The sequence below is a fragment of the Methanosarcina sp. UBA289 genome (assembly GCA_002496565.1).
Classification (GTDB): Archaea; Halobacteriota; Methanosarcinia; order Methanosarcinales; family Methanosarcinaceae; genus Methanosarcina.
This window is the reverse complement of the sequence record DAKJ01000004.1, coordinates 64,546-91,206: the sequence shown is the minus strand read 5'-3', so window position 1 is coordinate 91,206 and position 26,661 is coordinate 64,546. Positions and strand designations below refer to the sequence as shown.

General features: G+C 40.3%; 21 protein-coding genes. 14 read left to right on the top strand and 7 right to left on the bottom strand.

From position 1 onward, the window contains the following. Nucleotides 1-191 precede the first annotated feature (191 nt). The gene (locus BP549_RS00910) at nucleotides 192-752 is read left to right on the top strand and encodes a metallophosphoesterase (RefSeq protein WP_292377456.1); all 561 of its coding nucleotides are present in this window, start codon (nucleotides 192-194) and stop codon (nucleotides 750-752) included. 148 nt (nucleotides 753-900) lie between these two features. Here the strand turns inward: BP549_RS00910 and BP549_RS00905 are convergent, their stop codons facing one another. The 3 genes from BP549_RS00905 to BP549_RS00895 all read right to left on the bottom strand — a co-directional run bounded on the left by BP549_RS00905 (nucleotide 901) and on the right by BP549_RS00895 (nucleotide 3,326). Continuing rightward, nucleotides 901-1,122, bottom strand: a complete 222-nt coding sequence (locus BP549_RS00905; RefSeq protein WP_292377455.1) for a hypothetical protein — start codon at nucleotides 1,120-1,122, stop codon at nucleotides 901-903. Between the two features lie 389 nt (nucleotides 1,123-1,511). Beyond that, nucleotides 1,512-2,072 (bottom strand): RPA family protein, encoded by a 561-nt coding sequence (locus BP549_RS00900; protein WP_292377454.1) that lies wholly within the window; start codon nucleotides 2,070-2,072, stop codon nucleotides 1,512-1,514. Beyond that, nucleotides 2,073-3,326, bottom strand: coding sequence for a replication protein A (locus tag BP549_RS00895; RefSeq protein ID WP_292377452.1), 1,254 nt, complete (start codon nucleotides 3,324-3,326; stop codon nucleotides 2,073-2,075). A 1,230-nt stretch (nucleotides 3,327-4,556) separates the two neighbouring features. Here BP549_RS00895 and glmU (BP549_RS00890) point away from each other — a divergent pair. The 4 genes from glmU (BP549_RS00890) (at nucleotide 4,557) to glmU (BP549_RS00875) (ending at nucleotide 10,212) form a co-directional block, all read left to right on the top strand. Then, entirely contained in the window at nucleotides 4,557-5,774 is a 1,218-nt protein-coding gene (gene glmU, locus BP549_RS00890) for a bifunctional sugar-1-phosphate nucleotidylyltransferase/acetyltransferase (RefSeq protein WP_292377450.1), read from the top strand. Nucleotides 5,775-5,794: 20 nt separating this feature from the next. Next, complete coding sequence (gene glmS, locus BP549_RS00885; protein ID WP_292377449.1) at nucleotides 5,795-7,648, top strand: glutamine--fructose-6-phosphate transaminase (isomerizing); 1,854 nt, start codon at nucleotides 5,795-5,797, stop codon at nucleotides 7,646-7,648. Between the two features lie 69 nt (nucleotides 7,649-7,717). Beyond that, nucleotides 7,718-9,022, top strand: coding sequence for a phosphoglucosamine mutase (gene glmM, locus BP549_RS00880; RefSeq protein WP_292377551.1), 1,305 nt, complete (start codon nucleotides 7,718-7,720; stop codon nucleotides 9,020-9,022). Beyond that, nucleotides 9,019-10,212 (top strand): bifunctional sugar-1-phosphate nucleotidylyltransferase/acetyltransferase, encoded by a 1,194-nt coding sequence (gene glmU, locus BP549_RS00875; protein ID WP_292377448.1) that lies wholly within the window; start codon nucleotides 9,019-9,021, stop codon nucleotides 10,210-10,212. The genes glmM and glmU (BP549_RS00875) overlap by 4 nt, the downstream gene beginning before the upstream one ends. Nucleotides 10,213-10,378: 166 nt before the next feature. Here glmU (BP549_RS00875) and BP549_RS00870 read toward each other — a convergent pair whose 3' ends face one another. After that, nucleotides 10,379-10,864, bottom strand: coding sequence for a hypothetical protein (locus BP549_RS00870; protein ID WP_292377446.1), 486 nt, complete (start codon nucleotides 10,862-10,864; stop codon nucleotides 10,379-10,381). 399 nt (nucleotides 10,865-11,263) lie between these two features. After that, the gene (locus tag BP549_RS00865) at nucleotides 11,264-11,443 is read right to left on the bottom strand and encodes a hypothetical protein (protein WP_292375772.1); all 180 of its coding nucleotides are present in this window, start codon (nucleotides 11,441-11,443) and stop codon (nucleotides 11,264-11,266) included. A gap of 669 nt (nucleotides 11,444-12,112) precedes the next feature. Between BP549_RS00865 and BP549_RS00860 the strand changes: the two genes are divergently transcribed. Both BP549_RS00860 and BP549_RS00855 read left to right on the top strand, forming a co-directional pair. Beyond that, the gene (locus BP549_RS00860) at nucleotides 12,113-13,231 is read left to right on the top strand and encodes an AAA family ATPase (protein WP_292377445.1); all 1,119 of its coding nucleotides are present in this window, start codon (nucleotides 12,113-12,115) and stop codon (nucleotides 13,229-13,231) included. 255 nt (nucleotides 13,232-13,486) lie between these two features. Then, nucleotides 13,487-13,747 carry a hypothetical protein gene (locus tag BP549_RS00855; protein ID WP_292377443.1) on the top strand — a complete coding sequence of 87 codons (261 nt, stop codon included), beginning with the start codon at nucleotides 13,487-13,489 and terminating at the stop codon, nucleotides 13,745-13,747. A gap of 75 nt (nucleotides 13,748-13,822) precedes the next feature. On the opposite strand, the gene BP549_RS00850 is transcribed toward BP549_RS00855, so the two are convergent. Beyond that, on the bottom strand, nucleotides 13,823-14,740 hold the full coding sequence (locus tag BP549_RS00850) for a ribonuclease Z (RefSeq protein WP_292377441.1): 918 nt from the start codon (nucleotides 14,738-14,740) through the stop codon (nucleotides 13,823-13,825). 530 nt (nucleotides 14,741-15,270) lie between these two features. Between BP549_RS00850 and cobA the strand changes: the two genes are divergently transcribed. Genes cobA through ahbC form a run of 3 tightly spaced genes read left to right on the top strand, consistent with a single transcriptional unit; the run spans nucleotide 15,271 to nucleotide 18,083 of the window. Next, a complete protein-coding gene (cobA, locus tag BP549_RS00845) occupies nucleotides 15,271-16,038 on the top strand; it encodes a uroporphyrinogen-III C-methyltransferase (RefSeq protein WP_292377440.1) in 768 nt (255 codons plus the stop codon). Nucleotides 16,039-16,078: 40 nt separating this feature from the next. Next, nucleotides 16,079-16,870 (top strand): uroporphyrinogen-III synthase, encoded by a 792-nt coding sequence (locus BP549_RS00840; protein ID WP_292377438.1) that lies wholly within the window; start codon nucleotides 16,079-16,081, stop codon nucleotides 16,868-16,870. Nucleotides 16,871-16,883: 13 nt separating this feature from the next. Next, entirely contained in the window at nucleotides 16,884-18,083 is a 1,200-nt protein-coding gene (gene ahbC, locus BP549_RS00835) for a 12,18-didecarboxysiroheme deacetylase (protein WP_292377436.1), read from the top strand. A 427-nt stretch (nucleotides 18,084-18,510) separates the two neighbouring features. Here ahbC and BP549_RS00830 read toward each other — a convergent pair whose 3' ends face one another. Next, a complete protein-coding gene (locus BP549_RS00830) occupies nucleotides 18,511-18,807 on the bottom strand; it encodes a hypothetical protein (RefSeq protein ID WP_292377434.1) in 297 nt (98 codons plus the stop codon). A 617-nt stretch (nucleotides 18,808-19,424) separates the two neighbouring features. Here BP549_RS00830 and BP549_RS00825 point away from each other — a divergent pair. The 4 genes from BP549_RS00825 (at nucleotide 19,425) to BP549_RS00810 (ending at nucleotide 26,169) form a co-directional block, all read left to right on the top strand. Continuing rightward, complete coding sequence (locus tag BP549_RS00825; protein ID WP_292377432.1) at nucleotides 19,425-20,372, top strand: phosphotransferase; 948 nt, start codon at nucleotides 19,425-19,427, stop codon at nucleotides 20,370-20,372. Between the two features lie 174 nt (nucleotides 20,373-20,546). Then, complete coding sequence (locus BP549_RS00820) at nucleotides 20,547-21,311, top strand: HAD family hydrolase (RefSeq protein ID WP_292377431.1); 765 nt, start codon at nucleotides 20,547-20,549, stop codon at nucleotides 21,309-21,311. 1,114 nt (nucleotides 21,312-22,425) lie between these two features. Beyond that, on the top strand, nucleotides 22,426-23,079 hold the full coding sequence (locus tag BP549_RS00815) for an HAD family hydrolase (RefSeq protein ID WP_292377429.1): 654 nt from the start codon (nucleotides 22,426-22,428) through the stop codon (nucleotides 23,077-23,079). Between the two features lie 480 nt (nucleotides 23,080-23,559). After that, a complete protein-coding gene (locus tag BP549_RS00810) occupies nucleotides 23,560-26,169 on the top strand; it encodes a valine--tRNA ligase (RefSeq protein ID WP_292377428.1) in 2,610 nt (869 codons plus the stop codon). Nucleotides 26,170-26,661: the final 492 nt, after the last annotated feature.

Sequence of the window (26,661 nt, the reverse complement as noted above, 5' to 3'; positions counted from 1 at the left end):
TTCCAACTTTGGGGTTTGGATCAAAACTTTTAATTTTTTAAGCATTGCCATCTACTGGATAACTGTATCAAAAACATTGGGCCGGTTGATTATGCCGCCATATCGTTTTTTATAAAACTTTTTATTAAAAGGCTTCTTGCATCATAGATTTATCTTTAAACGGCATGTCTTATACAATAAGGAGACTACTCATGAAGCTGATTGTGCTTTCCGATACTCATCTGAAAACCGGAGAAATTCCCCAGCAACTTCAAACGCTCCTTGATGAGTGCGACCTCATAGTTCATGCGGGGGATTTCAGTACTGTAGAAGCATATAACGCCTTCAATGCCAGTGGCAAATTAAAGGCCGTTTTTGGAAATGATGACACTTCCGAACTCAAAAAGCTCCTTCCCGAAAGACTGAAATTCGAAGTTGAAGGCGTAAAAATCGGGGTTATACACGAAGGAGGGCTTTCGGTTACCGATACAACTGCTCAGGGTTACCTCGCAAAAGAAATGGAGGTAGATATTCTGATCTTCGGTCACCTGCACCGACCTTTGATAGAGAAAAAGGATGTCGTGCTTGTTTGCCCTGGCTCTCCCACCAAACCCAGAATGTCAAATCCAAGTGTTGTAGAACTCATAATCGAAAAAGAAAGTATTAATGGCAGAATAATTACTCTTGAGGGAAATACCTGCGATTACATAAAGTTCCGAGATTCCCTGAAGAAACACAAACATGAAGAAGACCAGACTGATAAAAAGGCTTAAACGTCTTTGAACTGGCAGGAATGGCTCGAAGGAAATCATAATCTGGACTATCTGTAGAATAATCTCAAGCAGTGCTTATTTTCTGCTTGAAATCCGGCACGCGCCTTGCTAAGCAGGGTTAGGGAAGTTCAATTTTTGCAAGCTCGATTTACAGGGTTTCCAGTTTGAACACTACACCTGTGCCCTGAAGGCTCAGATATACTTTATCCCCAAATTCGAGAATTTTCTCGACACTGACATTGCTATTCCAGTTGTATACAAAATCGTAGCTGCCCTGCATGGGTTCGAACCCTAGAGACATCAACCGTTGGTTTATTTCTGATGGACGGGCTCCTTCACTGCTGAACCAGACCAGAAGATAGGTTTTCACAGGATCATCTCAAGTATTAGTTTAATTATTTACTACTAAGTTTTATCCAAACACAAGTTACTCATTTTATACCATGTCTCGTTTATCTATGTATATTTTGCCTCTTCTAGCTCTGAGACCGTTGACAATAAAAATATTTATAGAAATATGTCTACGAGATAAATTAAATCAAAAAGCTGTTAGGAAAATATAAAAAAGAAGTAAGATCCCTGAAAAGAGATATCAGTGAGAAATAAAAACAGTGAGAAATAAAATGAAAAAATGAAAAATGAAAAAAATTAAGAGAATAAAATTTAACTTTTTAAATAATAAAGAATTAAGGGGCATTACCCTCGATTTTGATGATATCTTTGTTGATGATTTTTTTATTCTTTTTGGTTTCATTCCATTTATTTGAGGGACTCAAGAGCCTTTTTGACTATTGAACGGTAGTGACCAGTATCAGTCAAGTAGTGTTCTTTTGCAAGTTTTGAGTTTTGGTCTATCTCTGCCTCAACTGCCCTTATTCTCTCAAGAGTCTGCTTTGCAGTATCAAGCACCCAGAGATTCCGTGTAAGTTCATCAACCTGCTGGATGGATTCTGGCCGGATGGAAGTCAGTACATTTCCATCATCTGTGGTATAGGTGCTTGTTTTACCAACAACTGCTACAAAAGCTGGCAACTCGCACTCAGCGAGGAACTGAGCAGCTTCAGGCTGGTACTGTCCAGCATAAACTAGGAAGGAACCTGTTGGGTCTGAGACCCTTCCTCTCCAGTATTCTGAATCAGTGCCGATATCTTCCTTTTCGATAAGTGTGCCAACAAGGAAGATGCGATTTACTTTAGCCCCTGTGGGAGTCAACAGATACTGCGGAGCGTACTGATCGCTTTCATCCCTTGAGGTCAGATTCGAATCCTTTAGTTCCTGAGCAAAAATCCTGCGAGCAGCTTCTCTGAAAAAGCCTGGCATTTACTGCACCTCCAGTTCAACAAGCATTTCATCAATCATTTCTCTATCCAGAGAAGTCCTGGGAGTAATTGAATCTACAAGGATATAGCGATCAAGTTTATGCCCGGTTACGGTATAGTATCTACCTACCAGTTCAGTTTTCAATTTATCCATCACAACGCCGGGATCAAGGGCATCTGCGGCCATTGCAATTGCAGTATCTAGAGAAAGACCTGCAAGCTTTTCAGTAAGTTCTCTGTTAATCAGGGCATCCTGAGTGGAAGTTCCGGAATCCAAAACTGCTTTTATTCTCAGATCATATTCCCCTTTCACTTTCCCGTGTTCTGGGCAAGCGCCCTTAACAAGAGCCCTTTTACACTCAGGGCAGCGTTTTATGAGGCCTGAACCGGTCTGGATATCTACCATTGCTCCCAAGTATGTGGAAGTTGCTGATCCAACTTCAATATCTTCATCAAGTTCTTCTATAGAACTTGACCGGTTAAGCTGGATTTGGGTTTTACCGCCCCACTCATTGACAACTACATTTTTCAAAATGTAGCTTTTGCCTTCTTCCATATCTTGAAGTTCGGAACTGGCCCAGTTAGTGAATTTTATGACACCTGTTTGATCCCCTAGAAGCCCTGCCTGCTCAATCGATTCGTGAGAGTTTTCCCAGAGCTGAACCACTTTTCCTTTGACTGTAGCCCACTGGCCTCCAACAAGGTCGGAGATATTTCTGAGCTCGGATTCTCTTGCAGCGGGCACGAAATCTCCCCCTCCAACCCCAATGACCTCGTCCAGTTTTTCTACTGAACTGTTCTTGTTGAGCTGAACCTGGAATCTGCCATTGTACTCTCCTACAACAACACTCCTGAAAAGGTAACTCTCTCCCTGTTCAAGTTCAGGCAGTTCGGCATTTTTCCATTCGGTAAACTTTATAATTCCTGTTTCGTCCCCTAACAGTCCTACCTGAGAGATGGACTCATGAGTATTTTCCCAGAGCTGGACAACCTTTGCCTTAAGGTTTGCCCACTGTCCGTTTTCCGAGATGTCCACAATCTTGGTAAGTTGTGGTTCAGCCTGCCTGACGTAAAATTCATTCTTAGGAATTGAATATTTCTTTAAAAAGTAGTTGGTTACGCTACGCTGGGCCTCGTTTGAAGGAACTTTAAATTTTGTAATAAGTTCGTCAAGTCTGCTTTCGATGTCCTCTACAGGCACATCGATTCCAAGCTTTAAAAATCGATCTCGAATAGATTCGGCTGTTTGCTTCATTCTGTCCTACCTCAAGCCTCTTGGTTAGATTTATTGTATAGAGAGGCGTTTTGATATACAACGCCACAGCATATAAAGTTAAGGAAAGCGGAGTGAAAGTATTTCCTCAAGACAGTAACCAGTATACGGAAAAGCTCGTCTTAAGACTGCGAAACCCGAGGAACTGGTTCCTGAGGACACTCTTATGCTAGGTAATAATTACTATATTGATATAATTACTATATTGATAGTGTTTTTGTATTCCAATGCAATAAATACCTGCTTCTTGCTGAGTTCAATTTAGAAGTTACTTCATGATATAATCCAAATTTTTTTAAAGGTTATATGTTCATACTATACTTAAACTTATTTATACAGAGGTTTGCGCTTCATTACAAGGAGCCCATTCGGCTTCTCTGAAAAAAGTAAGGATTTTAAAATATTAAAAATCTGAGATTTTAGTTCAGTGTTTACCTATCTATATAGAAATTGGATATATAAACACAGATTTTAAGGGCTAGCCGAAAAAGGTTCTTGCAGAAAAGTTGAAATCATCGCAGAGTAAAAGATAGGAAGTAAGAAAACATCCAGAGATCACCAATATCCAGACAATCCATAAACATAGACTGGCAATATTAAATATTGAAGTAATGTTCTAAAGTATAACTGCTACCAAAATATAACTATTCTTGAAGCGCAATTATTCTCGAAGTACAGCTACTCATAAGTACAATAATTTTTTAAATTTTAGTTTTAGGCGTTTCAATGATATCCAAAGTTTCTTGCTTTATACTTTTATGAAGAAGCATAAATTGTTCAGAAAAATCGTAAGAGTTGTATTAATATTTTTCATAAGTTGCCCAAAATGTATAATAAATATACAATAGTTAATCAAAATTCTAGTAGGAAGAATTCTTAAAAAATTGCCCGGAATTCCAAGAGTTAGGAGGCATAAGATATAAAGGTAGGAAATGTATATCTGAGTTATAAAATAAATAATTTTTGAGTAGTTAAGAAGAGAGAAATTTCCTATAAAAGCAGGGATAGAGGATAAAATTTCACCACATTTTACAGTTTAGATACTGGAGTTGTTCATCAATATGGAGAACTTATTTTTTAATTATAGAGGATTACTTTTTTATCGTTAGTTATCCCTTATACAGCAAGACATCTGAGATATATTTATGCAACATATTTCATCCAAAACTTCTGAAGGTAATGTATAAATTCTAAAAAAGGTTCTTTAAATTTATGAAAGCTATCATCCTTGCAGCAGGAGAAGGGCTGCGCTGCAGGCCTCTTACTCTGACTCGTTCAAAAGTCATGCTTCCTATAGCCAATAGGCCTATTCTAGAGCATGTAATAGATTCGCTTGAAAAAAATGGGATAACTGAGATAATATTAATTGTTGGATATAAAAAAGAACGCATAATGGACTATTTTGAAGACGGACTGAATTTCGGAGTAAAAATAAAGTACGTTGAACAGAAAGCTCAGTTAGGTACTGCACACGCAATTGAACAAGCAAAAAAGTGGATCGGCCCCGAGGACTCGGAATTTCTCGTGCTTAATGGAGATAACCTTGTGGAACCGAAAACTATTGCAGATCTTTTGAACAATTATGAGGGAGATGCAAGCCTTCTGACCGTTCGGATGGAAGAGACCGCAGGCTACGGCGTGGTTCTAGAAGAAAAGAAGAGAGTTACAAAGATTATAGAAAAAAGGCCTGGAGACCTAAGCCGTATCGTAAATACCGGAATTTATGTTTTTACTCCGCAAGTCTTTGAAACTATCGAAAAGACTCCTATATCCGAAAATGGGGAATATGCAATAACCGATACCCTCCAGCTTATGATTGACGAAGGGAAAATCATTACTTCCGTTCCTACCGAATCAAAATGGCTTGATGCGGTCCATGCCTGGGATCTATTAAAAGCAAATGCCATAGTCTTAAATTCCGCCAGGAACCTAAGGCTTGAAGGAGGACTGGAAGAGGGGGCTGTAATAAGCGGGAAAGTAGCAATAGGAAAGAATACTAGGATTCGCTCAGGAACTTATATTGTAGGCCCTGTTGTCATAGGGGAGAATTGTGATATAGGCCCCAATGTAGTTATTCTGCCCTCCACAACAATAGGAGACAATGTATCAATCAGATCATTTACCGAAATTCAGAATAGTATAATAATGAATGACTGCAGGATATACTCACACGGGCAGATCTCAAATTCCATAATTGGAAGCAACAATACAATTGGCTCAGGTTTCTTTGTTGAAGAAAAAGAAGGCTTGTCGATCATTATGAACGGAACTATTCATCGGGCTCCAAAACTCGGCACCATCTTTGGAGACGATAACCGGATTGGGAACCGCGTACTTTTGAAAGCCGGAGTAACAATCGCTGTTGACTGCCAGGTTGAATCTGGAAACACCATATACAGAGATCTATCCCGTCATTCAGTGGTTCTTTAATCCCAAAAAGGTGGAAAAAAATGTGTGGAATCGTAGGATATGCAGGAGAAAATTCTGCTGCATCTGTCATCATAGAATCACTCAAAAAACTCGAGTACCGTGGATATGATTCTGCTGGAATTTCGGTTCTGGGCAGTGGAATTGACACATATAAATCAGTAGGGAAAATTATAAACCTTGAAGCCATAATTCCAGAAAAAATAAGTGGCAACATTGGAATAGGGCACACCCGCTGGGCAACTCACGGGCGACCCAGCACAATAAATGCTCACCCCCATAACTCTGGAAATCCATGTAAGATTTCGGTTGTGCATAATGGAATCATAGAGAACTACATGGCATTGAAAGAGCAATTGACTGCAGAAGGATATGAATTTAAATCTGAAACCGATACTGAAGTGATAGCACACCTCCTGCATAAACACATATACGGGAAGCCTGAGGGAACAGAAGCAAAATGCGAACTTCTTACAGGGCTCCGGGAAGCGCTAAAAGAGATTGAAGGTTCTTATGCCCTTGCAGTTCTCTGTGCTGATGAACAGGGAAAACTCGTGCTTGCCCGGAAAGACAGCCCACTTGTTATAGGACTTGGCAATAGAGAAAATTTTGCTGCATCGGATGTAACAGCTTTTTTGAATTATACAAGGGATGTCGTTTTCGTAAATGACTTTGAAACCGCAGTTCTGACTCCTACCAGTGTAGAGATCTTTGATAGGGAAGGAAAGATCCGAGAAAAGAAGATAGAAAAGATTGAATGGGACTTTGAAGCTGCTGAAAAAGCCGGTTACGAACACTTCATGCTTAAGGAGATCCACGAGCAGGTTAGTGCTATTCATAATACACTCGCAGGTAAGTTTTCGGAGCTTGAAGGAACGATATCACTTAAAGAACTTAATATGACCGAGGATGAGATAAAGAGGCTCTCAAGAGTCCAGATTCTGGCATGCGGAACCTCCTGGCACGCAGGATTGCTTGGAAAATACCTTTTTGAGCAGCTTGCAGGAATTCACTGCGATATAGATATCTGCTCGGAATACAGGTACAGAAGCCCGGTTATAAGTGATGGGACTCTTGCCATTGCAATTACCCAATCAGGAGAAACTGCAGACACCCTTGCGGCCGTCAGGGAAGTAATGTCCTACCACTGCCCTACACTTGCAATTACAAACGTTGTAGGAAGCACCATTACGAGAGAAACTAACAGTGTGCTCTATACCAGAGCGGGGCCTGAAATAGGAGTCGCAGCGACCAAGACATTCAGTACCCAGCTTACACTTCTATATTTGCTTGCCGTAAAGTTCGCCCTTTCAAGAGGCAAGCTAAGTCCTAATTATGTTAAAGGGTTTATTACGGATCTAAGAAAAATACCAGGTCAGATTCAGCAGATCCTTAGCCAGAAAGAAGTAGTCAAGGAATGTGCAGAGAATTTTGCTCAAGCAAAGAGCTACTTCTTCCTCGGCAGGCACCTTAACTATCCGATTGCCCTTGAGGGAGCTCTCAAGTTAAAAGAGATTTCATACTTGCATGCTGAGGGTTTTGCCGCAGGTGAGCTTAAACATGGGCCGATTGCTCTCCTTGAAAAAGGAACGCCTGTAGTTACAATTGCAACAAGAGGGCAGACTTACGATAAGGTGCTAAGCAACATAAAGGAAGTAAAAGCCAGGGACGCTACGGTTATTGCAGTGGCCGATAACAAAGATACCGAGATCGGAAAATATGCGGATGTTGTCCTAACGATTCCTCAGAGTAGCGAACTGCTTTCTCCGCTGCTCAGTGTTGTAATCCTCCAGTTGCTTGCTTATTATACTGCTCTTGCAAGGGGATGCTCGATTGACAAGCCGCGCAATCTTGCAAAAAGTGTCACCGTGGAATAACGGAAAGACTGAAAATAAAAAATCATAGAATCAAGAAAATACACTTCATGAAACTTCGGAATGGGAAATATGAAACTCTTCGGATCTTCAGGAATAAGAGGGATAGCAAACAAAGAAATCACGCCCGAACTTGCACTTAATGTGGGGCTTGTATTGGGAAGCCGGAAAAAGACTGCAGTTATAGGAAGGGACCCAAGAGTTTCGGCCCCTATGATCGAGCATGCCCTGATTGCAGGACTAACTGCAGCAGGCTGTAGTGTTACAGAGATAGGTCTTGTCAGTACTCCAACCCTGGCTTATGCAGCCAGAGAATACGAGTGCGGTGTAATGGTTACAGCTTCCCACAACCCTTCTGAGTATGTAGGGATCAAACTCTGGAATCCTGACGGCATGGCCTTTGACTCAGCTCAACAGGACGAAATTGAAAAAGCGATTGAAAATGCGGATTTTTCCAGGGTTCCCTGGAACCAGATAGGCAAATTCGAAGAAGACGGAAATGCTATCCAGGCTCATATGAACATGATCAAAAAGCTCGTCGGAAGCTCTAGCCTGAGAATAGTACTGGACTGCGGCTGTGGAGCAGGAGGGACAATTAGCCCTTATCTTCTTCAGGAACTGGGCTGTGAGGTAATAACCCTGAATGCTCAACCTGACGGGCATTTCCCTGCAAGAAATCCGGAGCCAACCGATGAAAACCTTTCCTTGCTCAAAAAAGCTGTTGTGGATTTTGGAGCCGATCTCGGAATAGCGCATGACGGTGATGCGGATAGGATGATGGCTGTGGACGAGAAAGGCAATTTTGTATCAGGCGACGAACTGCTTGCAATTTTCGGGCTATATGAGTGCAGTGGTAAGAAAGGAACGGTTGTCGTGCCTGTGGACACTTCGATGATGGTTGACGATTCCCTTCAGGGTTCGGAGATTGTAAGGACAAGAGTAGGAGATGTTTACGTCGCAGAGGGCATAAAACAATGCAGTGCTATCTATGGAGGCGAACCCTCCGGAAGCTGGATTTTCCCGAAGATTTCCTACTGCCCGGATGGAATTTATGCAGCCGCAAGACTTGTTGAGATTGTCAAGGAAAAGAAATTAAGCGAACTTCGAGAAGAGCTTCCCAAGTATGCCACAAAAAGAGGAGCTCTACCCTGTGCAAACGAGAAAAAGGTAGAGTTTATGGAAAAAGTGAAGGATAAACTCGAGCCTCTGGGAAAAGTACTTGATATTGACGGCATTCGCGCAGAAATGGACAACGGCTGGGTACTTGTCCGCCCCTCGGGAACGGAAGCAAAAGTTAGAATCACGGCTGAAGCCAGGGAAAATGTTGATGAGATATTCGAGATGGTTGAAAAGATAGTAAAGGAGGCCCTTAAATGAAAGCGGTTGTCCTTGTGGCAGGCAAAGGCACAAGGATGGAACCTCTGACTTCCGGCTGTCCTAAAGTCATGCTCCAGGTTGCAAATAAGCCCATCCTCGAGCATATACTTAATTCAGCTATAGAAGCAGGCATTGAAGGCTTTGTCTTCATTACCGGTTATCTCGAAGAGCAGATAAAGGAGTACTTTGGGGACGGAGGCAAATGGGGAGTAAGCATAGAGTATGTACAGCAAAAAGAGCAGCTAGGGACTGCAAATGCAATAGGCTGTGCAAAAGGCTATGTTGATGGGTCTTTTCTTGTACTCAATGGGGACATGCTCATAGGACAGGAGGACTTAAAAGCCCTGGTTTCAAGGACAGAAGAAGCGGTTATCTGCGTAAAAGAGGTAGAAAACCCGTCGGATTTCGGAGTGCTTGAAACTGAGAATAATAGAGTTGTCAGGATAATAGAAAAGCCTAAAAATCCTCCAACTAACCTTGCCAACGCCGGAATATATCTCTTCAGGCAATCCATTTTTGATTTTATTGACAGAACCCAGGCCTCAGTGAGAAATGAATTTGAGATTACGGATTCTATCCAGATGCTGATCGATAGTGGAGCAGTCGTAGGCTACAGTCCCCTGGAAGGCAGATGGATAGATATAGGGTATCCCTGGGACCTCCTTAAAGCAAATGAATACCTCCTGAAAGACCTTAAGGGAAGTTGTGAGGGTACCGTGGAACCGAATGCAACCATAAAAGGGGAGGTTGTAATCGGAAAAGGCACTCTTATCAGAAGCGGCTCTTATATCGAAGGCCCAGTGATAATAGGAGAGAACTGCGATATAGGGCCTAACTGTTTTATCCGCCCTTCCACCGCAATCGGGAACCACGTCAGGATAGGAAATGCCGTTGAAATAAAAAATACGATTATCATGGAAGATACTCATGTGGGACATCTAAGCTATGTTGGAGACAGCATTATTGGATGCCGCTGCAACTTCGGAGCTGGTACAAAGGTTGCAAATCTCCGCCATGATGGGAAAAACATAAAAGTCATGATAAAAAGCAGGATTCTTGACTCGGGTAGGAGAAAACTCGGAGTCATTATGGGAGATGACGTGCATACCGGCATCAATACAAGTATAAACATTGGCGTGATAATGGAAAAAGGAAGATATACATATCCCGGAGAGATTGTCAAACATTGATCCAAAATCAGGGTTCAGAAAGAAAAAAATCAGGAACTCTGAAAACAATTCAAGAATTAGGATTTTTCTGAAAACAAATTAGTAGTTTTAAAAAAATAGAATTCTTTTCCCGAAAAGGGAAGGAGAATTCAAATTAATTATTTTTTTGAGATCAAAAAAGGTTGTTTTATTTATAGAATGCCTTTAAAGTTGAGAGCATCATATTTCGGAAAATTCCTTCAGTTTCTACCTTTAGAGAGTCATCATTCATGCTTTTCACTGCTTCTTTTAAGGGCTCTTCCGAATCAAGCACTTTTTTTACGGTTTTTTCATCGGTTTCCACTGTAATGGAAGGCCCAAACTTTGAGTTCGGATCGTTAGGAGTGGTATAACTGTAGAAATCCCTTATTTTTCCTCCTCCCATTAGTAAAGTCACATAAAGCATCTCGCCGTTCTCAAGTTTGATTTTCCCGGCAATTTCCTCACTGGCTACAAGTCTCTGCAGAACTCCAGGAACTTTATCAAAATTCGTGTTATAAAGCTCGGCTTTTGTACTCAGTTCTGCAAAGAGATTGTTATTTGTAGTAGAGTTCTCAGGCGCTTTATAGAGGTCGGCTTTTTTGATATTGCCTGCATTTGAGACCGCCCCTGCTATGGGGGCGAACAAAAGCATAATCAGAAGGAAAAGGCTCAAAATTCTAGTTTTGCTGCAAAGAGACATAATTGGAGATAAGAGACAGGAATATAAAAAAGTTATTGGTACTAATTAAACCGAAAAAGAACAAGAGAATTAGAGTATATAGAAAGATACAGGCAGGGGAAACTCAGGTAACAGAATACAGGTAATAGAAATTAATCTAATAGACACAATGATAAATAATACAAAGATTGATGAATATAAAAATTATTGAAAGTTCTATAAGGATTAGTAAAAACGCACATGATATTCTTTGAGTACAGGTACAAATAAATGAAAGTACTTGAAGCACTTTCATATCAAATAGAATAGAATAAAAAAAGAAAATTCACCTTCACAGGATTTACTTAGCAGTAAATTCATAACGGTAAATTATCAAAGTTTGAGAGAGGGCCTGAACACCTCGGAACAGTATTTGTCGAAGACCTGGTCCTCAATTTGTTCAAATAATTTTTTATAGTTTTTTGATTTTGGATCGTGCTTGCTCATAGTTTTTTTGACTTCAGCGTTCATCTTATCAAGAGTTTTTTGGTCGAAACCTTCAGTATTCTCCATAGTAAACATAAAAATCATACTCTGAAATTACCTTATTTAGGTACTGAAATTTTTAAAGTCGTTAGTTTGCTGTATTACTGATGTAATATCACTGTACAATTCTAAGAATCAATACGTATACATACTAATCATATAATTTACTCAAAGTTATTGGTAGATTTTCAAACATGTTTGAAAATAACTTTTGATTCAATAATTATGAGTTTTATATTATTTATCTAATATATTAGTTTTCTCTTTTAGATCGTACCCCTTCTTGTGCACTATAAAGGGCTATAATGCTATAATCTCAAAGCTCTATAATGAATCTTTAGAAAACCCATTATTTTACAGAACTTTTGATTCAAATATATTTCAAATAACAAATGACTTATTTGAATACTCATATAAATATTTTACACTTATACAATGTCCCACAAGACATATACATAGTTACATTGAAGATATGAATATATAATGATACCTGATTGTCTGAGTCCCTGAAAAGAAACCTTGTAAATGGTTCCTCCGGGAGAAGCTTAAAAGCAAGATTTCTAGAAGCCAGTGTCTCAGCTCCAAGAAGAAGATGAGCCTTTCGCAGTCGAATATTTTGCCTAGTTTAGGGGGTTAGTTTTATTAGCTCTTCGGATTACTATAGAGGTATAGAAAAGTATTCGAGTTGATAACAAAGTGCGACCAGTCTCACAAAGAGTGAACGCGAAAAAGAATCATGAAAATAACACCGAGTTTGGGAAATCTACCTCCGAGCTTCTGATCCTGAAGCCGGAAGGTTATCCGTTAAGCGGCATGATGGACGAATATCCTGTTATTGAAAATAGGGATGTTTTCGAATTTTATGCCCGGGAACAGTGGAATGGATATGTTGCCCGCAAGGGAGACTATCTCTTTGACCGACGGATGTTCCCAGATTTTGCCTACCGCATCATAGATGTGGAACCTGCAGAATCCATGATAGGAAGTTCAACTTCAATTATTGTAACTGAAGAAGAAAACGGGCTTCCTTCCTCGGCAGAAATAAAGAGTAGCGTTAAATTTGAAGACGTAATCGGGCAGGAACTTGCAAAGCAAAAATGCAGGCTGATCGAACGCTTTCTTGAAGAGCCCGAACGCTTTGGGAAATGGGCGCCAAGAAATATCCTCTTTTTCGGTCCTTCAGGTACCGGAAAAACTATGCTTGCAAAAGCTCTTGCAAACAAAACTGATGTTCCCATCATACCTGTCAAGGCTACACAGCTGATAGGAGAATATGTGGGAGACGGAGCTCGCCAGATCCACCAGCTCTATGACAGAGCAGAAGAGATGGCTCCTTGTATAATTTTTATTGACGAACTTGATGCAATAGCCCTAGATCGAAAATACCAGGAATTGAGGGGAGACGTAAGCGAAATTGTAAACGCTCTTCTAACCGAAATGGATGGCATTGTGGAACGCGAGGGGGTATGTACCATTTGCTCCACAAACAGGATTTATTCCCTGGATTCAGCTATAAGAAGCAGGTTCGAAGAAGAGATTGAATTCGTTCTTCCCGGAGAAGAAGAAGTCGTCAAGATTTTTGAATCAAATGTAAAAACCTTCCCCTTGCAGGTAGAGGGCTGTGACTTCCGAGCACTTGCAAAGAAAGCAAATGGACTTTCAGGCAGAGACCTTGTGGAAAAAGTTTTAAAAACCGCTCTTCACAAAGCAATAATAGAAGATCGGGAAATAGTAGCAAGTAAGGATTTTGAAAACGCGCTTGCAAAACTTGGCAGGAAAGATGCCCTCCAGGGTCCTTCTGAACTTTATATTTAAGCTAGAGGAAAGGTAAATACTGTTAAAGTATGGAATTTAAGGTACTTATTTCTAAAAAAGTACCACACTTTTTGAGATAATTTTTGGAAATAATTTTTTGTTTAAAATATAAATCTTTTTGAGTATAGTGTTTTTACATATCTTTTTGCCTGAAAGAACAGGAATAATTTTATGTATAAAAATCGTTATTTTCTAACAGAAATGAGTTTAATAAACTCTTAACCAGATAAGAAATAAGAATTAAAAGGGATCCCCATGAATGAGATACGTGAAGTCGACCGATTTGAGTGTAAAGTTATAAGTGTGATCCAGAACCTGATGTGGAAAGGTATAACAGTAGAAGAAAACAGCACAAAAGGCAGAGTATATTTTGGAAGAGTAAATAATAATCTCAATATTAGTTATGGAGACACTCTTTATTTAGGAATCAAGCCTATCTATGAAGTAGAAGACAAAACCATGCATGTCACACTTTACGATGCTGAAAACAAAAAACTGGATTGGACTCTCGTCTGAATTATTCTGATTCTGCACAGAATAATCCATACTTTCGTTATAACTATAATTTTTTGAATAAAAAAGATTTAAGTCTTATTTCGACCTATAAGGGATTTCAATCTCCATCAGGTCTTCGGCTATAATTACATTTTCAAACACTTTTTTCGAATCAGTCAGAAGAGGGTCGGCGTCATCAGTATACCGGGAACTGATATGGGTAAGGATCAACTTCCTGACCCCAGCCTCCTTTGCTAGGGCTGCGACTTCCCCTGCTGTCGAATGTTTTGACTCTTCCGCCCAATCTGCCATTTCATCCGCAAAACTGCCGTCATGGATCAGCACATCTGCACCCCGGCTGGCCTCAAGAACGGACTCACAGGGTCTTGTATCCCCGCTGTATACAACAGTCCTTCCTGGCCTTAAGGCTCCCATTACATATTCCGGTTTTACAAGCTTTCCATTAACTTCTACCGTGTTTCCTTTTTGTAATTTTGCGAAAAGAGGGCCAGGAGGAATACCCAGTTCGATTGCTCTTTCTCGATTGAAACGCCCTGGACGGGGATTTTCTATAAGGGCATATCCGAGGCTTGAAATACTATGTTCGGTTTTTAAAGCTCGGATCACATATTCTTCTCTTTCTACAATATCTCCTGGTTTTAACTGGATGCCTCGGACTTCGTATTTAAGGTTGAAGTAGCCAAGAGCTTTAAAAAGCTCAGTAAATTCCATTGTCCCCTCAGGGCCGTAAATCAGAAGAGGCTCTTTCCTTCCCATGAAAGACATTGTCTGGATTAGGCCAGGGATTCCTAGGAAATGGTCCGCATGGAAATGACTGATAAAAATAGAGGACAGGCTCATCATTCCCGTCTTTGCCCGCATCATCTGTTGCTGGGTGCCTTCTCCACAGTCGAACAGAATGAGCTCTCCTTCCCGATTAACCATTACTGCGGACGGGTTTCTGTTGCGAGTAGGCAGAGAGCCTCCAGTGCCAAGAAAAATTATGCGCAGCATATCGAACTCAGTAATTACTTAAGAGGTATTTATTGATTGCCATCATCTTAACTGCATCACAAACCGTTTCAAAAAAACTGCTTGCCTGCAAGCCTTTTCAAAAAAAGCTTAAGCGCAAACCTTTTCAAAAAAGGTTTGATCGAAAACGGGGCACTGTTTGAGTTTGAGGAACTTGTCCCCAAACCCCATCTGGCGTGATCAACCGGCGCAACGGTTGAAGCCCAACAGTTGCGGTTCAGAAAAAGGATCTAATATAGAAAAATAAATAAGATCCAATATATAAAAAGTTCATAGATAATGATGTGTTAAGATGGGATATTATTTATTATAAAAGCCCTTTAAACCCTACAGATTTACATTTCTATCAACCTTCCCTTTAAGAAGACATGCTTTCTTCTTTAAAAGTGATAATCATCAATCGGACTTCCCCCAGCCAGGATATAACTATCCAAAAAGATATGAAGAAAGCATGCTGAGAGATAAAAATCATCTATCGGGAAATATAAAGGAAAAAAGGAACCGTCATTAATATGTCAGGAAATTACGGAAAAGTTTACCTTGTAGGCTCAGGTCCTGGAGATCCAGAGCTTCTTACCCTGAAAGCCCGCCGTCTAATTGACAGTGCTGAAGTAATTATCTATGACCAGCTTCCTGGAAAAGCTATTCTGGACTCAATGCCGGCAAGTGCGGAAAAAATCGATGTTGGAAAATATGCCGGCAACCACACTATGACCCAGACTGAGATTAATGAAGTGCTTGTGCAGAAAGCAAAAGAAGGAAAGATAGTAGTCAGGCTTAAAGGAGGCGATCCCTACGTCTTCGGGAGAGGCGGAGAAGAAGCCGAGGTGCTTGTAGCTGAAGGCATTGAGTTTGAAGTCGTGCCAGGGATCACTTCTGCGATTGCAGTGCCTGCTTATGCAGGAATTCCGGTAACCCACAGGGAAAGTACCTCGATGGTCACTTTCATAACCGGGCACGAAGATCCTACAAAAGAAGAGAGTGGACTTGATTGGGAAACCCTGGCAAAGTTCGGAGGAACAATTGTAATCCTTATGGGCGTGAAAATGCTCGGCCGGAACGCAGAAGAGTTAATTAAACATGGGAAGGACCCTCAGACACCTGTTGCAATTATTGAGAGAGGAACGAGGCCTGACCAGAGAGTAACTGTGGGAACCCTTGAAAATATTGCCAGTCTGGCAGAGGAAAGAAAAGTAAAGGCTCCAGCCATTACAGTTGTAGGCGATGTAGTACGCCTGCAAGAAATCCTAGGGGAACAGCGGACAGGAGCGGCTTTTTAACCCAGCACGGAAAGAATAGGATATAACAGGAGAGGGAAATATGGCAGAAGAAAGAAGGCCTGTCATTGCAATCATGAGGCCAGAAAGCTACAGGGAGAAATCAGAAGTACTTGCGCAAGACTACGGTTTTGAACCATTATATGCCCCCATGATCCGGCTTGAAGGAATGAAAGATGAGGGGTTTGAACCTTTCTTGCAGAGAGTTCTTGCCGGAATGTCTGACTACGTGATCTTTACCAGTGCAAATGGAATAACCTTTACCCTTGACAAGCTCTCGGAAACTGAAAAGAAAAATTTTATTAAATCACTTAAAAAAACTAGGATAATAGCAATAGGACCTAATACGGAAAAGGAACTCCTAAAAATAGGAATTGACAATTCTTTCCTGCCAGGAGATTACAGTTCCGAAGGAATTGTAGAAGCTCTCTGCCCTGAAGTAAAAGGAAAAACTGTAGAGCTTGCCAGGAGCGCTTTTGGAGCTAAAGTTTTAATAGAAGGACTTGAAAAATGCGGGGCTATTGTCAATGAGACTCACGTTTACACGCTCAGCATCCCTGAAGGAACAGATCAGAAAGAACTGATCGAGCGCACACTTGCAGGGGAAGTGGATGCTTTTGCTTTTACAAGCTCGATGATGGTAAAAGGCTTTATGAAACATGCGAAAGAGATGGGATCAGAAGAAACTATAAAAGAGTCTCTCAACATGGCCGTGGTAGGAGCTATAGGAACGCCTACAGGAAACACACTGAAGAAATATGGAATTAATGCAAACGTAATTCCCGACGAGTTCACTTTTGAAGCCCTGCTAAAGGCTATAAAGAACCAGCTTTGAGATTTTGATAGACATGATAGGTATTTCAAAACTTTACTGCGGAACAGTGGAACCCTCTGATGCCCTTCGCTATGGAAGGGAATCAAAGAGGCTTCCCTCTCATCTACTCCAATTTTCAAAAGATAAAAAGCCAGTTGTGGTCTGGAATATGACCCGTCGCTGCAACCTGAAATGTGTCCACTGTTATGCTCAGGCAAAGGATATAGAATTTGAAAACGAGCTTTCTACTGAAGAGGGCAAAGCTCTTATCGATGACCTTGCAAGTTTCGGGAGCCCGGTGATTCTCTTCTCCGGAGGGGAACCAACGATGAGAAAAGACCTGCCTGAGCTTGCAGCCTATGCCCATGAGAAGGGAATGAGGGCTGTAATTTCCACAAACGGGACACTCATAGACCGGGACTTGGCAAAGAAGCTGAAGGACGTAGGACTCTCTTACGTAGGAGTCTCCCTGGATGGAATAAGGGAAACAAATGACAAGTTCAGGGGCATGAAAGGAGCATTTGACGCAGCTATTAAGGGGCTTCACAATTGCCAGGAAGAAGGCATAAAGGTGGGCTTGCGTTTTACCATTAACAAGCAAAATGTCAGGGATATTCCTGCAATCTTTGATCTGCTTGAAGAAGAAAAAATTCCCAGAATATGCTTTTATCATCTGGTTTACGCAGGTAGGGGTTCAGAAATGGTAAGCGAAGATCTTTCCCTTGAAGAATCCAGGCAAGCTGTAGACTTAATACTCGAGAGGACAAGAATACTCCACGAAAAAGGTTTTCCTGCCGAAGTCCTGACTGTTGACAACCACTGTGACGGGCCTTACCTGTACATGAAGCTCCTTAAAAAAAATCCGGAGAGAGCTGCCGAAGTATTTGAACTTCTCTCCATGAACCAAGGCAATTCCTCAGGGATAGGTATAGGCTGCGTATCCTGGGACGGAGCGGTACATGCCGACCAATTCTGGAGACACTATTCTTTTGGAAATGTGCGGGAACGCCCATTCAGTGAAATCTGGACTGACCTAAGTAATGAACTCATGGCCGGGCTTAAAAACCGGAAACCCCTGATAAAAGCCCACGCAGACCGCTGTGCGCAATGCAAATGGCTTGATGTTTGCAATGGTAATTTCAGGGTACGGGCCGAAGCCGTATACGGGAATGTCTGGGCAGATGACCCTGCGTGTTACCTTACAAAAGAAGAAATTGGATATTATAAGGCCTGAAATCCTTTCAGGCTCTATTTAATGATGGCTTTATTCACCTGCTTATTTATTAAGGGTTAATCCCAAAACTCAAAATTGCTTCTCAAAATTTTGTATTATTAATAATTATTCTAGTGCATTCATTCCAAAATATGTCAAAATTTCAATTTTGAATCCATATTAAAGAAAAGAACAGTCAAGTATATGCCCTCCGAATTAATTTCAAATGTGTGTATGAGCCGTGTACTCTTCGAAAGTACTGCAGAAAGGAAAAAAGCGCACGGAAAGTCTCCGTGCTTTCCGTGTATTTTGTGTTAATCTTTTTCTTAGCTTATGAAAAATTAAATAATTAGCTATAACAGAGCCTCATAACCATAGTATTTAGTTTTTAATATTGAGATTAATATTGTCATACTGCAGTAACTACTATCTTCTTCAGGATTATTAATTACCTATAACCGCCGTGATGACCACCGTAGCCACCGCGGTGATGATCGTAGCCGCCATGATGGTAGCCGCCGTGGTGATGATCGTAGCCGCCATGATGGTAGCCGCCGTGGTGATGATCATAGCCGCCATGATGATCATAGCCGCCATGATGATCGTAACCACCGTGATGACCATAGTCACCACGGTTGTAACCGTCATTTGCACTTACTGCAGCAGCTGTTATTGACACTACAAAAAGAACTACCGATAAAATAGTCAGTGTCTTTTTAATTCTATCAATCATTTGTTTCCCCATTTGTTTACACCCCAAGTTTTTATTTATATGGTAGAATCTAAAGTTGTTAGTTTTTCAACTCATTTCCATTAGCAGATACACTGCTTAAATATAATCTTACCAATTAACAAGTCAAATTTATCTGTAGAATACTATTGGTAAAATTATCCTCATATTATATGTCGCTAATTTATACGTCGGTGAAATTGCTCCAAATTGTATCGCTGCGACAGTAGTATTTAGCGAATATAATATTAGAAGAGAGATAAATATTAATTATATATAAATATTAAGCTTATCAAAAAATTAAGATTATATTCCACATTTCGCAGATGTAAGCAAAGTGGATTGTAAGAATCAAACTCAGGGACTCGCCTTACAGGGATACTGGGAAGAAATAGAAGACAATAACACAGCTGCCATCGGAGGGTCCAAACTTGAGAAAGAAGAATAAGCTCCTTGCAGTTAAACACCAATAACAATATAAAATATCCAAACTATAGTATACTGTTGTAAGTATTGGATAATCAAACCTTAAAACTGGCGACTACTCAATTACAAAAATTAACTTGAGATGGGATTATATTGCGGAAAAACATACAACTGTGGGAGTTCTGGAAAAGTGGGGGTAATTTGAGGTGGCATCACTCCATGTTAATACTTTAAGCCTTGGAGACCCTTTCAGGGATTGGCTTGTCGAAGAAGTTGTCGGGCATCGGCTCAAGAATAAAAATTGCTCTGTTGATGTTTTTAAGTACAAGTCATCCCATACGGTCTGCAGGTATCATTTCAAGGGTGAACACTTTAGCGTTATGGCAAAGTTTTTTGCTGAGCCTACCGGCCAGTTGAAAGATTATAACCCTTACAAAGGCATGGTGAACGAATATCTGAATCTTAAAAAGGCTGCTTCTGTAATAAATGTTGCAAAGCCACTTGCAATCAATAAGAAGTTCAATTGCGCCCTTGTAACCGAACATATACCTGGAAAATCTCTGGCGTGGTACTTCAGTCATGAAGAAAAACTTTATGAAAAACTTGCCGCAGTTGCACATATGCTTAGACATCTGCATGAGCATACAAAATCTTCCTACAATAAGGAAAAAGAGTTCGGAAATTATCATGAAGTGCTGGACCATCTGAAACTGGATAGTAATATCAGAGAGACTTTCAATAGACTGCTTGGACAATGGTGGTACAGTCCCCTTCTAAACAGGGAGTACGGCTGCATGGTTCACAGGGACGTTACTCCTTCCAATTATATCTTTTGTAAAGGTCAGCCTTATGCACTTGACTTTGAAAGTTCCTGGTTTCACGCGCATCCAGTAAGAGATCTCGGGATTCTTACCGCAGAAATTAAAAATGAGTTTGAACTGCACAGAGGGGGAGGATGGAAAGCCGAACCTTATATAGGAAATTTTCTCTGGGAATACAGTAGTGATGAAAAGGATTTTAACTATATTACCGAGATTTTGCCTTTTTTTATGAGTATAGGACTTCTCCGTTCGGCCAGACTTCATCGGGGAGACTATAGAAATTATTTGATTAAAGAAGCACGTGAATGCTTAGAAGCAATTAACAAAAGATAAAAACCGACAGAATAAAAAATAAAGGCCAATTGACTGAAAAATAAGAGGCAATTAGATAAGGATAAAGGGCAATTAAGTAAAGGAAGAAGCCAATTAACTGAAAAAAGTTAATTAAGTAAATGAAAGATAGTTAAGTAAAATAAAAAGCAATTAGGTAACTGTTTAGTTAAGGGTGTGGGAGGAAAGATCATCTCTAACGATTACAAGCTTGAAAAAGGTGAAGCTAAGGTTACATTTTTGAGTCATTCTCCAGAAAAAGGAGAGGAGGCATTTGAGAGCTGCCATATAAAAGGGGTTATCTTTGACTGCTACGAGACCCTAATTGATATTCGTACCGAAGAACATAGCTTGGAGACATATCAAGTGCTGAGCGCGTGGCTCGCTTATGAGGGAGTAAAGATAAAGCCTGAAAAACTGTGGGAAACGTATATGTTTAAGGTCAGGCAGAAAATGGAGAATTCAAAGGAAATATATCCCGAGATAAAGGTAGAGGAAATCTTTGCAGAGATTTGCAGGGAGAATTCGGTCTGGAAAATTGACGAAGAAAGTCTTGGAGTAGAGACTTCAAGGGTTTTTAGGGCAGCTTCTATACGAAAACTCCAAGCTTTCCCTCAGAGCATAAAATTAATTGAACACTGTATAAATATCCCGAAGTGCATAATTTCTAATGGTCAAAGAGTTTTTTCCGAACTGGAACTCAGGTTCCTCGGGCTCCATGATTATTTTGATTTTGTTATCTTCTCATCAGATGTAGGGTACAAGAAACCTGACCTCAGGATTTTTATGACTGCGCTCAAAAAGATGGACCTTGAACTCGAACCCAAGTGCGTTATGTCAATAGGAGATTCTAACGAAAATGATCTAGTGCCTGCAAAAAAACTTGGAATGCGCACCATGCATATTGAAGAGGCATGGAAACAGTTCGGTCTGAAGGAGTAACTGGAATGAAAAATATCAAACTCTTTTCAGTGAGGCAGTAAATTTCCAAACTCTTTATTTAATCTATTTTCCTTTATTATGAAGACTCCCTATCTTTTGAATTTAAACGGGGATTTAACATTATGTTTTATATTTTTATGAAAGAGCTCATCCCAAAACCCATTTTTCTCAATTGTCAGAATTATTCAGGATTGCTTTCATGATCAGGGGCTCGATTTGCCACTAAAATAAAAGATTCAAAAAGCATTGTGAGTTTTGAGATGAGTTCTGTATATAAAAACCCAACTTCATGTTGTTAAATAAAACTTTAAATAAAAGAACTATCTATTTTATTTGAAAACATTCTACAAAATGAATCTTGTTTTTTGTTAATGGTGATATTACAAATAATATCGCAAAGATTTTTCATATTTATAGAATATAATATAAAACTGGAAGAAAATCCTCGGGCAATATATAAAAATATAATGATTTTATAGGTTGATTTTTATGGATATTACGTTGATTTTAAAACTCGCGTGTGTCGTTTTGATGACCTGGTTTGTTTATTTTATTTTGTTTAAACTATTAGGTATTTTAGGAAGCGTAAGGAATTTAAAAAAATAAGGAATTTATGAGACGATTACAAAACTTCATCTAACTCATTATTGCTGCTAATATTACACCCAAGATTTGATATTTCTTTGATTTTATATCTTGAAAATATCTTCTTACACGAATCTATCTAACTAAAGAATTCCTCTATTGTACTTTTCTTTTATATTCCTCACAATCTACCTTTATTGGGCTTCCTGTATATGGTTTAGATAGAGGAAGATAGGGCAATATGGATTTCCATAGAAAATCAGTTTTTTCACCTAACCGTAATCTAGGTCCAGATATTTCCTCTGCACAGTCCTTGTACAAAATTAATTACCTATAGAATTAAAAACTATACATTGCTATTCACTAAATATATAGATATTTACGTAAAATATATATATGATAGCTATTATCAAGTGATTAATTGAAGACAAGATTATAGAAGCTAGAATTATAGACGCCAGAATTATAGATGTCATAATTATAGAAATCTAGAACTCTAAAAATTCCGAAAAACTGAAGGAGAGTCCCTATGCTCCAAAACGGAAAGATAAAAGGTCTAATTTTTGACTGTTATAAAACCCTTATTGACATCAGGACTGATGAAAAAAGTCGGGAAACGAACAAAAGGCTGAGCAGGTGGCTGCTTTATCAGGGTGTGAGAGTCGAACCTGATCGGCTCAAGGAAGAATACAGACGGAAAGTAATACAAAGACTTGGAAGTTCAGGTCATCAGCATCCGGATATCCGCATTGAAGAAATCTTTACAGAGATCTGTGCCGAAAATGCTTTCCGGGAAATCGATCCCAAGTGGCTTGGAGTTGAAACTGCCAGAACCTTCAGGACTGCATCCTTAAGAAAGCTTGAAGCCTATCCCCAGAGTTTGCGCCTGCTTGAGAAATATCGAAATGTTCCGAAGTGTATCGTTTCCAATGCCCAGAGAGTTTTTACCGAACAAGAACTTCGCTTCCTGAACCTTTACGATCAATTTAACTTCGTAATTCTATCTTCCGACCATAGGATCAAAAAACCTGACACCCGACTTTTCAAGCTGGCTCTTGATCAACTTGGGCTTGAACCCTGGGAAGTACTCTCAATCGGCGACACGCCCGAAAATGATATTTACCCACCCCAGAGCCTGGGAATGAATGCAATGCACATCCGCGAAGCATGGAAATACGCATAACTGGTACAGATCACAGGAAGAAGAAAATTGGATAGAAAAAGAAGAAAGTTAGCTTTTTCTAAGCTGAATCCGAGCAGAATCTAATCCGAACTTTGTTTTATACTTTTTAACTTGCATCTATTTCTGCTTTCTTTTCAGTTAATTTCTATTTTGGGCTATTCTAAAATATTACACAGTTTTCTTGAGAACTATAGCCTTCTGACAGCTTTCCGTTCTAATAGTGTTACTATATGCTGACAAGTTAGTCTATGCTGCCAATAGTAAGATTATAACTGATTGTAAGTGTTTTATTTTGTGAAAATTGTTTTTCGGATAAAAATGAAATCAATAGAAGTCAAATGTATATATCTGTCAAATACTGGATAGGGCGTTGAAAAAGAAGAAATGTTCACTTCATACAAAACCAGATATATTTAAATAATCGCAAGCACTCTAAACCCCAAGAGTTCTTACACTATTTCCCAATCATGGAGTGTCTTTATGACAGAATCAGAAATTCCAAAAGAATATAATGCAAGTGAGGTTGAGGAAAAGTGGATGGAGAAGTGGAACCTCTCCATGTACCATTTTAACTGGGGGGAAGATACCCGCCCCCAATATATTATCGACACCCCTCCTCCTTATCCTACAGGTAATTTCCATATAGGAAACGCACTTAACTGGTGCTATATTGACTTTGTTGCCCGATACAAACGTATGCGTGGATACAATGTAATGTTCCCTCAGGGCTGGGACTGTCACGGCTTGCCAACTGAAGTCAAGGTTGAAGAAATTCACGGGATAACGAAAAATCAGGTTCCTCGAGCCGAGTTCCGCAGGATGTGCAGGGAACTTACTGCAGGAAATATCGACAAGATGCGAAAAACAATGCTGCGTTTGGGTTTTTCCGTTGATTGGAGCAACGAATTCGTTACCATGGAACCTTCATACTTTGTAAAAACGCAGAAATCTTTTGTCAGGATGTACAATAATGGATACATCTATCACGAAGAACATCCTGTCAACTGGTGTCCCCGCTGCGAAACTGCCATTGCTTTTGCAGAAGTCGAGTATGAAACAAGGCAAACAAAACTTAACTTTGTTCACTTCGACAAGGTAGACATTGCAACCACCAGACCGGAACTTATGGCAGCCTGTGTTGCAGTTGCGGTAAACCCTGAAGACAAACGTTACAGCCAGTACATAGGCCAGGACATTACAGTTCCGCTCTTTGGCCAGAAAGTTACTCTGATTGCCGATGAAGATGTTGAGCCTGAATTCGGTACAGGCGCTGTTATGATCTGTACTTTCGGGGATAAGCAGGACGTACGCTGGTGGGCAAAATACGGACTCCCTCTTATAAAAGCCATTGACAAACAGGGAAAGATGACAAAAGCAGCAGGCAAGTATGAAGGCCTGAACATTGCCGAGTGCAGAGAAGCTGTCATTGCTGACCTGAAAGCCGCAGGTTTCCTCTATGACCAGAAGCCTCTGGAACAGAATGTAGGGCTTTGCTGGCGCTGTGATACTCCTATCGAAATCCTTTCGGAGCCCCAATGGTTCGTAAAAATTGACAACGATGGCATCCTAAGAGCTGCAGATGAGATTAAATGGTATCCTGAATACATGAAAGTCAGACTCCAGAACTGGACAGGCACTATGGAATGGGACTGGTGCATTTCCAGACAGAGGATCTTTGCAACCCCAATTCCGATCTGGTACTGCAAGAAGTGTGGGGAAGTAATGATTGCAGAAGAGAGCTGGCTTCCAATTGACCCAAATGAAGCAACTCCGAAGAAAGCCTGCGCCTGCGGCTCAACTGAATTTGAACCCGAAACCGATGTGCTTGACACTTGGATGGACTCTTCGATCACGGCATTACATGTCACGGGCTGGGAAAGCGAGCACGACCTCCGCCTGCCTGCGCAGATCCGCCCACAGGGTCACGATATTATTAGAACCTGGGCTTTTTACACAATCCTGCGGAGTCTAGCCCTTGAAGGAAAGAAACCCTGGGACTCTATAGTAATTAATGGTATGGTACTCGGGCCTGATGGACATAAAATGAGCAAATCCCTTGGAAATGTTATTTCTCCTGAAGAAGTAACCACACAATACAGTGCCGATGCTTTTAGGCAATGGGGTGCAGTTGGCGGGTCCACAGGTTCGGATGTAATGTTCCGCTGGAAAGACGTGGTCTCAGCTTCTCGCTTCCTTCAGAAGATGTGGAGTATCTATAGATTTTCAATGTCTCACCTGAAGGGCTTCGGACAAAAAGACGCCGAGAATTTCCCTGTGGAATCTCTCCAAATAATTGACAGGTGGCTACTGAGTAAACTTAACAGACTTGTAGACACTGCAACAAAGGAGTTTGATGAGTACCAGTTTGATTCTACCTTCAAAGCCATAAGAGGTTTTGCCTGGGAAGTCCTTGCTGACAACTATCTGGAACTAGTAAAAAGCAGGCTTTATGGTGATGAGCCCGAAGGCAGGAAAGCAGCCCAGTATGTGCTTTACAGTACAATTAAAACTCTCTCGCTTCTGCTTGCACCCTTTATACCCTTCTTTGCGGAAGAACTATACTCAAGATTTAGTGATGAGAGTGTCCATACACAGGCCTGGCCGGAAGTAGAGGAAAGCTTCATAAATGAAGAAGCCGAAGCCGCAGGGGAACTGATTAAGGAGATCACAGGTGAGGTCCGCAGATACAAGTCCGAACTGGGAATGGCACTTAATGCCCCCCTGAAAAAGCTTGAGATATACAATGCAAATATCGATATAGGAGATATTGCAGGCGCTACGAACTCCGAAGTTGAGTTAATGGAAGGAGCTCCTTCCTTTGAATATGTGCCAGTAGAAGTTAAACCCAATATGGGTATCCTAGGTCCCAGGTTCAGAAAAGACGCAGGCGCTATCGTGAAAGCTCTCAAGGCCGAAGACCCTGCTGCAATTGAAGCTCAGGCCGCTTCAGGAAAAATAACCGTTAATGTAGACGGCAAACCTATCGAGCTCGAATCCGAGGCCGTAGAGATAAAGAAAGAAGTTATCTCCGCAGGCAGAGAGGTCGATGTTCTTGAAGTCAGAGGCGCGGTTGTTGTAATTGTAAGGTAAGCAAAAGCTTACCTTTTTAAAATTATCTGGTATCGAATAATGCTTATTTTTCCAGCTTTTTACTAACAGTTGAAGGCAGGATCAGCTCCTGAAAGCAGGATATCCGAAGGTCAGATTCCATAAATTCAAATTCCGACTTTAGTTCAAATTCCAATTCTTAGTCCTGCAAACGCCAACTGTAAAACCTATTTATATAATTTTATTTATATTTTTTATCTCATTATTACTGGAGTGCTATTTTCAAAGATACAAAATAGACATCAAATATGGAAACTAGACATCAAATATGGAGAACATTAGAAGACAATTTATAAATTGCTTAGCTTAAATTAAGTATTTTTATAAAGCCGGAGTCTCGAAAAACGGGCATTTAGAATTAGTCCCCACATTTAAAAAATATTTGTTGCAAAAATCTCAGGCTAGATTCAGAGTAGTGAAGTGGCTATATTACTTTACCTTGCAATAGAGCGAATTAACGAGATTAAAGTATCT